Source organism: Streptomyces sp. MZ04 (assembly GCF_004684775.1).
Lineage (GTDB): Bacteria > Actinomycetota > Actinomycetes > Streptomycetales > Streptomycetaceae > Streptomyces.
Map to the genome: position 1 here is coordinate 1 of NZ_SRIC01000329.1, position 8,635 is coordinate 8,635.

Annotated in this window: 8 protein-coding genes; 3 read left to right on the top strand and 5 right to left on the bottom strand. The window is 69.3% G+C overall.

The window, feature by feature from the left end; translation table 11 throughout:
* From E2651_RS37890 to E2651_RS37910, 5 genes are all read right to left on the bottom strand, one after another.
* Window positions 1–1,384, bottom strand: a 1,384-nt coding sequence (locus tag E2651_RS37890; protein WP_135335818.1) for a 2-oxoacid:acceptor oxidoreductase family protein, incomplete at its 3' end; no start/stop codon positions are given.
* 356 nt (window positions 1,385–1,740) lie between these two features.
* A complete protein-coding gene (locus tag E2651_RS37895; protein WP_280922827.1) occupies window positions 1,741–2,400 on the bottom strand; it encodes a response regulator transcription factor in 660 nt (219 codons plus the stop codon).
* A gap of 82 nt (window positions 2,401–2,482) precedes the next feature.
* Window positions 2,483–3,916, bottom strand: a complete 1,434-nt coding sequence (locus E2651_RS37900; RefSeq protein ID WP_135335820.1) for a hypothetical protein — start codon at window positions 3,914–3,916, stop codon at window positions 2,483–2,485.
* 171 nt (window positions 3,917–4,087) lie between these two features.
* The gene (locus tag E2651_RS37905) at window positions 4,088–5,410 is read right to left on the bottom strand and encodes a sensor histidine kinase (protein WP_245239472.1); all 1,323 of its coding nucleotides are present in this window, start codon (window positions 5,408–5,410) and stop codon (window positions 4,088–4,090) included.
* A gap of 221 nt (window positions 5,411–5,631) precedes the next feature.
* The gene (locus E2651_RS37910) at window positions 5,632–6,858 is read right to left on the bottom strand and encodes a sensor histidine kinase (RefSeq protein ID WP_135335822.1); all 1,227 of its coding nucleotides are present in this window, start codon (window positions 6,856–6,858) and stop codon (window positions 5,632–5,634) included.
* A gap of 215 nt (window positions 6,859–7,073) precedes the next feature.
* On the opposite strand from E2651_RS37910, the gene E2651_RS37915 reads away from it, so the two are divergent.
* The 3 genes from E2651_RS37915 to E2651_RS37925 form a co-directional block, all read left to right on the top strand.
* The gene (locus E2651_RS37915) at window positions 7,074–7,463 is read left to right on the top strand and encodes an NADH-quinone oxidoreductase subunit A (RefSeq protein ID WP_135335823.1); all 390 of its coding nucleotides are present in this window, start codon (window positions 7,074–7,076) and stop codon (window positions 7,461–7,463) included.
* On the top strand, window positions 7,454–8,065 hold the full coding sequence (locus tag E2651_RS37920; RefSeq protein ID WP_135335824.1) for an NADH-quinone oxidoreductase subunit B: 612 nt from the start codon (window positions 7,454–7,456) through the stop codon (window positions 8,063–8,065). The genes E2651_RS37915 and E2651_RS37920 overlap by 10 nt, the downstream gene beginning before the upstream one ends.
* Window positions 8,062–8,635, top strand: a 574-nt coding sequence (locus tag E2651_RS37925) for an NADH-quinone oxidoreductase subunit C (protein WP_135335825.1), incomplete at its 3' end; no start/stop codon positions are given. The genes E2651_RS37920 and E2651_RS37925, both read left to right, overlap by 4 nt.

An 8,635-nucleotide genomic window follows, 5' to 3' on the forward strand; every position in this document is an offset into this window, starting at 1 on the left:
CGGTGTGATTGGCACCCGAAGCGAACTGCACCCGCAGATCGGGGAGTTCATCCACGTCCGGGATCCGCCACGGCTCCGAACCATTGGCCAGATAACCGTCCGAGAGGAGGAAGACGGGGGTGCGGTAGGTCACCGCGATCCGCGCCGCCTCCAACGCCGCACCAAAACAGTCCGCCGGAGTCTTCGGCGCCACGATCGGCACCGGCGCCTCACCATTACGCCCGAACATCGCCTGCAGCAGATCCGCCTGCTCCGTCTTCGTCGGCAACCCCGTCGAGGGCCCGCCCCGCTGGATATCCACCACCAGCAACGGCAACTCAAGCGAGACGGCCAGCCCGATCGTCTCCGACTTCAGCGCCACACCCGGCCCCGACGTCGTCGTCACCGCCAGCGAGCCGCCGAACGCCGCACCCAGCGCCGCCCCGATGCCCGCAATCTCATCCTCGGCCTGGAACGTACGCACACCAAAGTTCTTGTGCTTGGACAACTCATGCAAAATGTCGGAGGCAGGAGTGATCGGATACGAACCCAGATACAACGGCAGATCCGCCTGCCGCCCCGCAGCAATCAGCCCGTACGACAACGCCAGATTCCCGGAGATATTGCGGTAGGTGCCGGTGGGGAAAGCGGCCGTGGCCGGAGCCACCTCGTAGGAGACCGCGAAGTCCTCCGTCGTCTCACCAAAATTCCAGCCCGCACGGAACGCCGCGATGTTCGCCCCCGCGATCTCCGGCATCTTGGCGAACTTCGCCTTCAGGAACCTCTCCGTGCCCTCCGTCGGCCGGTGATACATCCACGACAACAACCCCAGCGCAAACATGTTCTTGCTGCGCCCGGCATCCTTGCGCGAAAGACCAAACTCCTTCAGCGCCTCCACCGTCAGCGTCGTCAACGGCACCGGATGCACGCTGTAGCCATCCAGCGAACCGTCCTCCAGCGGCGAGACGTCGTAGCCGACCTTCTGCATCGCCCGCTTGGAGAACTCATCCGTGTTCACGATGACCTCCGCACCCCGCGGCACATCCCCGATGTTCGCCTTCAAAGCCGCCGGGTTCATCGCCACCAGAACATTCGGCGCATCGCCCGGCGTGAGGATGTCGTGGTCGGCGAAATGCAGCTGGAACGACGACACACCCGGCAGCGTTCCGGCAGGAGCACGGATCTCGGCAGGGAAGTTCGGCAGCGTCGACAGATCATTGCCGAAGGACGCCGTCTCCGAAGTGAACCGGTCACCGGTGAGCTGCATACCGTCCCCCGAATCACCCGCGAAGCGGATGATCACACGGTCCAGACGGCGTACATCTTTCTCACCAGCAGGCTTGCGTTGCTCTCCGACGACTGCCTCGTCGGCCTGCTCGGCTGGGCTACTGACCTGGCTGGTCACTGAACTGGACCTCCTTCGAGGCGGCTGAGCGGCAAAGGCCGGAAGACCAGCCTTCCCAAGGCCCACCCTACGTCGGTAAGGGTCGCCTTCCTGGGCTCGCTCGCATGATGGACGCGCTTTTGAGACGTGTAATTGCCCTGATTTGACATAGTCTGCCTCGCCCCCCGGCCCGACATGGAAGACGCCCCCCACTCATCCTTTGGTTCTAGGACCTTCTCCGTACTCGTGACTCGCTCGTGGCTTGTGCGTGTGACCCGTACGCGTGACTCGCGCCCGGTTCGACCTGGTTGACGATGCTCTTGTTGCGACTTGTTGCGACTTGTTGCGCCCTAAATATCTGGCAGAGTGTCAGCCCTTTAGGAGTTGAGGTAGGTCAGCACGGCCAGTACGCGCCGGTGATCTCCGTCACTCTGGGAGAGGCCGAGCTTCAGGAAGATATTGCTGACGTGCTTCTCGACGGCGCCGTCGCTCACCACGAGCTGCCGGGCGATCGCCGAGTTCGTCCGCCCCTCGGCCATCAGGCCGAGCACTTCACGCTCGCGCGGCGTCAGACCCGCGAGGACGTCCTGCTTGCGGCTGCGGCCGAGCAGCTGTGCGACGACCTCCGGGTCGAGCGCGGTGCCGCCCTGCGCGACCCGCACCACCGCGTCCACGAACTCACGGACCTCGGCGACCCGGTCCTTGAGCAGATAGCCGACGCCACGGCTGGACCCGGCGAGCAGCTCGGTGGCGTACTGCTCCTCGACGTACTGCGAAAGCACGAGCACCCCGAGCCCCGGATACCGGTGGCGCAGCAGGACCGCGGCCCGCACCCCCTCGTCGGTGTGCGTCGGCGGCATCCGTACGTCGGCGACCACCACGTCGGGCAGCGCGTCCGTCGAGTGGAGTTCGTCGACCGTCTTGATCAGCGCTTCCGCGTCGCCCACCCCCGCGACGACATCGTGCCCACGGTCGGTCAGCAACCGGGTCAGGCCCTCCCTGAGCAGCACTGAATCCTCGGCGATGACCACCCGCACTTTGTCCTCCACGTTCACGGCCCCCCGGCATATTTGGTTCTTGAGTCCCCCGGCACCTCAGTATCGCGCGTACGCGCGGGCGTTACTTGGTTCGTGGACAGACCGCTTTCCCGTGTTCGCTCTTGGCGGGCACGAAGGAGGCGTCTTCGAGACGCATGCCGAGAGCCCGCTTCGTCTTCGGATCCCAGAGGGACACGCGGTCACCTTTGGGTCCGAAGGTGAGCAGCGGACGGTCGGCGGGGAGGGTGCCGCCGTAGACGGGGGCGTCCTTCTCTTTCGGACGTACGCAGATGAAGTCGGCCTTGAGGCCGTAGTAGGCGCCGGGGGTGCGGTACTCCTTCGCGGCGGCGAGGGCCCGGTCGCCGGAGTCGGCGGCGCGGTCGGTGACGGCGTTGGCGAGGGCGAACACGCCCGCGGCGCTCCCCAGGTACACCCCGAGCACCACCGTGAGGCTGAGGGCGGAGCCGGAACGCGCCGTTGTCCGGAACACCCAACCGCTCGCGCCCACCCCGGCGATCAGGCCGTACAGAAACGCCAGCGACACCCATAACCCGGCTATGAGGCCGTCCGGCCACGCCCCGGCCGAGACCTCTCCGGACAGACCGAAGGCCGACAGGTAGCCCGAGTACACCGACTGCCCCACCTGCGGAACCGCGGCGAAGGCGGTGGGCAGGACGACCGGGAGCGCCCAGGGCAGGACGGTGCGCAGGGACGGGGACTGGAGGTAGATCCACTTGACGCCGGCGGCGAGATGAACGGTGAGCCCGACGATGCACAGGACGCGGGCGTCGAGCCACCACTGTGTGTCGAACGGCCTGCGCATGGATCGGATGGCCTGCTCGGTGAGGAAGACCGCGGCGATGGCCAGGGCGCAATGCACAAGCGCCATCGGCGACGTCTCGTTGATCCGCGCGGGCCGCACCTCGTGCTCCAGCGGGTCGAACGGAGGCCACGCCGGCGAGTGCGAGGCCGCCGCGGCCAGCGCGTCCGCCTCGGGCGCGTCCTCCGGAATCCGGATCACGCGCTCGGGCTGCGGATCCTCCTCCGTGCCGCCGCGGTCGATGCCCAGCCATTCCTTCAGCCGCTCGCGCGGGGTGAGGACCCGCTTGGGGTGGACCTTCCACGTGATGTGCGGGTCCGGGCGATGCTGGATGAGCGCCGCGTCCCTTACGTGCAGGGCGAGTTCTCTGGCGTGGGAGAGGTCCATGACCTGGTGCAGCGCGTGCTGGGCCGCGCCCTCGCGTGCGCCGATGAGGCGGACCTCGACGATCCGTGGGACGTACGACGGTGTCACCTCGCCCGGCGCGTACTCACCCGGCTTGGGCGCCCGGACCGGCCAGCCTTTGGCGGCCAACTGGCTCTCGGCGAGGGCCAGTTCATCCGGGTCCTGCTGGATCTCCACGAGGACGCGCACGCGGTAGTCGAACGGCAGCCCATTGTCCGCGGCCTGGCTCCCGGCGCCCGGGTCGGCCGCGGGGTCCTCTCCCCGCAGACGCTGCTGTATCCGCTCGCGCAAGCGGGGCCGCCCTCGCTGCATGACGCGCCTCCCCCGAGAACTCCCCTGTGGCCGATCAACGTCCGATCAACGTCCGATCAGCGGCCGATCGGCGGCCGATCAACGTCCGATCAGCGGCCGATCAGTCAGAACGTACCCAACTCCGGGGAGACCAGGCGCCGTTCACGCGGGCTACGCCCGCCACGGCAGTTCCGCCGTCACCGTCGTCGGCCCGCCCGCCGGGGAGTCCACGACCAGGATCCCGTCGACCGCGTCGAGCCGCTCGGCGAGCCCCGCGAGGCCCGAGCCCGATGTCACGTCGGCGCCGCCCGCGCCGTCGTCGGTGACCTGGAGCATCAGCCGGTCCTCGACCTGCCAGACGTCGACGGTGCCGCGCGTCGCCCGCGCGTGCTTGGAGATGTTCTGCAGGAGCTCGGAGACCGTGAAGTACGCGATGCCCTCGATCGCGGCGGCAGGACGCGCGGGCAGGTCCACATCGACCTGCACCGGAACCGTGCACCGGGCGGCCAGCGCGGAGAGTGCCGCGTCCAGGCCGCGGTCGGTGAGGACTGCCGGGTGGATGCCGCGGGCCAGGTCGCGCAGCTCCTGGAGGGCGACCTTCACCTCGCCGTGCGCCTCGTCCACCATGCGCGCCGCGGCCTCGGGGTCCTCCGCCAGCTTCTCCTTGGCCAGACCCAGGTCCATGGCGAGGGCGACAAGGCGGGCCTGTGCCCCGTCGTGCAGATCGCGCTCGATGCGGCGCAGATCGGCGGCGGCGGTGTCGACCACGACGCCCCGGTCCGACTCCAGTTCGACTACTCGCGTCGCCAGGCTCGACGGGCCGAGGAGCCCGACCACCATGACGCGGTCGACGGTGGTCAGGGCCCGGGTGATCCAGGGGGTGGCCAGCGTGATCAGCAGTCCGATGAGGGCGGTGACACCGATCTCGAAGGGGTTGTCCAGGTACACGCGGTGCCCGTCGTCGCCGTAGAGCTGGATGCCGCCCTGGCCGCCGTACATCGGGAAGAGCCACTGCCACGCCGGATAGGTGAACAGCGACCAGCCGGTGAACCAGAAGACCACCGACACGCTGAACGAGAAGACCGCCCACGGCATGTGGAGGACCGAGTAGAGGACGTGCCGCCAGGAGACACCGCTCTTGAGGACGGCGCCCATCCACCCCATCGGGCCGCCGCCCTTGGGCCGCAGCGGCTCCGGGTTCGCCACCTCGACGCCGAGCAGCGAACGCGCCCGCACCCGCTCGACGGCGCCTATGCCCCGGCAGCCGGCGAGCCCGGCGGCGAGCACCGGGATGCCGACGAACGTGATCAGCAGGCCCGCACCCAGCGACAGCATCGTGACGGCGTACGTGAACGTGACGATGCTGATGGGCAGGCTGAGGATCACATAGCCGAACTCCTTCCAGGCGCGGGCCTCGAACGGTGCGCGCAGCCCGGCGGGGACACGGCGCCGCCGATCGTCGAGGCCGGAACCCCGGAACTCCGAACGGTCCATGCGTCCGTACTCCTGTCCGTACTCCGTGGCCATCGGTGTCGTCCGTTTCTGCTCGGGCGTGCGCTGTGCGGCGGGCGTGCGCTGCGTGCGCTGTGTACTACCAGCGTGCTGGGCTCGCCGGATCGGGACCATGTGGTGGGTGGGTGTCTTGGACCGGGGGTTTTCCCTACCCCCGGTCGGGACCCCCGGTCGGGACCCCCGGTCGGGACCCCCGGTCGGGGTCAGTCCCGGTCCCGCCACGGAAGTTCCGCCGTGATCGTCGTCGGACCACCCTCCGGCGAATCGATGATGAACAGGCCGTCGACCGCGCCGAGCCGGTCCGCGAGCCCCGCCATGCCCGTGCCCCCGTCGAGGCTCGCGCCGCCGTGGCCGTCGTCCCCCACCTGGATGAGCAGGCGCTGGTCGGAGCGCCACACCTCCACGGAAGCCGTGCGCGCCCCGCTGTGCTTGCTGACGTTCTGCAGGAGTTCGGAGACCGTGAAGTACGCGATGCCCTCGATCGCGGCGGCCGGGCGTTCGGGCAGATCGGCCGTCACCTTCACCGGGACCGTGCACCGCGAGGCCACGGAGGAGAGTGCCGCGTCCAGGCCGCGGTCGGTGAGGACCGCCGGGTGGATGCCGCGGGCCAGGTCGCGCAGTTCCTGGAGCGCGAGCTTCACCTCGCCGTGCGCCTCGTCGACCATCGCGGCCGCCGTGTCGGGGTCTTCGAGGAGCTTCTCCTTGGCCAGGCCGAGCCCCATGGCGAGGGCGACCAGGCGGGCCTGCGCCCCGTCGTGCAGATCGCGCTCGATGCGCCGCAGATCGGCGGCGGCGGTGTCGACCACGACACCCCGGTCCGACTCCAGTTCGGCGATGCGCCGCTCCAGTTCGTCGGAGGGCGAGAGCAGCCCGCGCGCCATCGCCCGGTCGGCGTTGGTCAGACCGCGCGCGATGTAGGGGAGTACGGGCCAGAGGACGAAGAGGCCGGTGAAGGCGATGGTGAAGGTCACCACGCCCCAGGGCAGCCGGATGAACTCGTACAGCATCGCGCGCCAGCCCACCGGATCCTTCAGGCTCGACCACAGCCAGCTGAAGAAGCCGTGCCCGCGCTGTCTGGGCAGCGGACTCGGCTCGTCGATCCGCAGGCCGAGCAGCCCTCTGGCCCGTGCGCGCTCCGCCTTGCCGAGTTTCCGCGCGCCGATCAGCGCGACCGCGAGCAGCGGCAGACCGACGACCGTCACGGAAAGACCGCCGCCCACCGCCACGGCCACGGTCACGTAGACGAAACCGGCCACGCCCAGCGGCAGATTGGCGAGGAGGTGCGCGATCTCCTTCCAGGTGTGCCGGTCGTACGCGGCGAAGCGTGCGGGCGGCGGGGACGCGGCGTACGCGGTGGACGCGGTGGACGCGGTGGACGCGGCGGATGCGGCGGATGCGGAAGGAGAAGGGGACAGGGCGCGTGCGGTCATACGCGCAAGGGTGCCCGGCTGGACGCTCCGATGCCATGAGGAGGACCGCCCGGACTTACGGGGGATATCCCCACCCGTCCTGACAGAAGCGTGACGCTCTGCTTACCTCGCCTTTAGCAGGCCCTAGACTCCCGTGCGTACAGATCGTCGAACAGTGATCAGTTTCAGAGGCGGTCAGAGGCCGCCAGAGGCGGTCGGGGAGTGAAGGGGCTGACGTGTACGTGACGAACGTCGCGGCGAGCTACTACCAGTCGTACTCCGTCGTCGGGCTGCTCGCCATCGTGGGCGTGCTGTTCGTCGCCGTGGCCTTCGGCGCCGGCCGGCTGCTGCGGCCCGTCGTGCCGACCCCCGAGAAACTCCTGACGTACGAGTGCGGCGTCGACCCGGTCGGCGAGGGCTGGGCCCACACCCAGGTCCGCTACTACGTCTACGCGTTCCTCTATGTCATCTTCGCCGTCGACTCGATCTTCCTCTTTCCGTGGGCGACGGTCTTCGCCGCGCCCGGCTACGGTGCCACGACGCTGGTGGAGATGTTCATCTTCCTCGGCTTCCTGACCGTGGGTCTGCTGTACGCATACAAGAAGGGCGTCCTGACGTGGACGTGACCCCAGAGCCCGTTCTGCTCCCCGAGCCGAAGAAGCTGGGCGTGCTCTCCCGCCTGGCCCCCGAGCCGATGAAGGTGGTCCTCAACTGGGGCCGCAGGTACTCGCTCTGGGTCTTCAACTTCGGCCTCGCCTGCTGCGCCATCGAGTTCATCGCGGCCTCCATGGCGCGCCACGACTTCATCCGGCTCGGCGTCATCCCGTTCGCGCCGGGCCCGCGCCAGGCCGACCTGATGGTCGTGTCCGGCACGGTCACGGACAAGATGGCCCCCGCCGTGAAGCGCCTGTACGAACAGATGCCCGAGCCGAAGTACGTGATCTCCTTCGGCGCCTGCTCCAACTGCGGCGGCCCGTACTGGGACTCGTACTCCGTCACCAAGGGCGTCGACCAGATCATCCCGGTCGACGTGTACGTCCCCGGCTGCCCGCCCCGCCCCGAAGCGCTCCTCCAAGGGATCCTCAAGCTCCAGGAGAAGATCGCACGGGAGTCGCTGGGGGAGCGGTACGGGGGCGGCGGTGCACGGCCTTCGGCGGCGGCGCTGCAGAGCGGCTTGGTGAAGCCGCCGGTGCCGGGCGCACCGGCTTCCCAGGAGGAGCAGGCATGACCGGCTGGCTGCCGAGCCCCGTCGAGGAGCTCTTCGGCGCGGAGGCGACGGCCGACGAGTCGTACGACCTCCTGACGGTGGACGTCCCGCCCACCTCCTGGATCGCCGCGCTCGAAACCGCTCGCACGACCTTGACCTGCACCTACTTCGACTGGCTGAGCGCGGTCGACGAGCCGGGCACGGGCTTCCTCGTCTCCGCCCACGTCGTCGCCCTCTCTCCCGTACGCCGTCTCCTCGTCCGTACGACCGTTCCGCACGACGCCCCGGTCCTGCCGACCGCGGTCGGCGTCTACGCGGGCGCGGGCTGGCACGAGCGCGAGACGCACGAGATGTTCGGCATCGACTTTGAGGGCCACCCACACCTGGCCCCGCTGCTCCTCCCGGACACCTTCGAAGGCCACCCCCTCCGCAAGGACTTCGTACTCGCCGCCCGTGTCGCGAAGGCCTGGCCGGGCGCGAAGGAGCCGGGGGAGTCGGAGCACGGCGGCCCCAAGCGCCGCCAGATGCTGCCCCCCGGCGTACCGGACCCGAACGAATGGGGCCCCCTGAAGGGCCAGCTCCCCGCGGCCC

Bases quoted from the DNA above. Each gene is read 5' to 3' on its own strand.
- E2651_RS37905 (WP_245239472.1), bottom strand. From the start codon at position 5,410: ATGGACCGTTCGGAGTTCCGGGGTTCCGGCCTCGACGATCGGCGGCGC.
- E2651_RS37910 (WP_135335822.1), bottom strand. From the start codon at position 6,858: ATGACCGCACGCGCCCTGTCCCCTTCTCCTTCCGCATCCGCCGCATCC.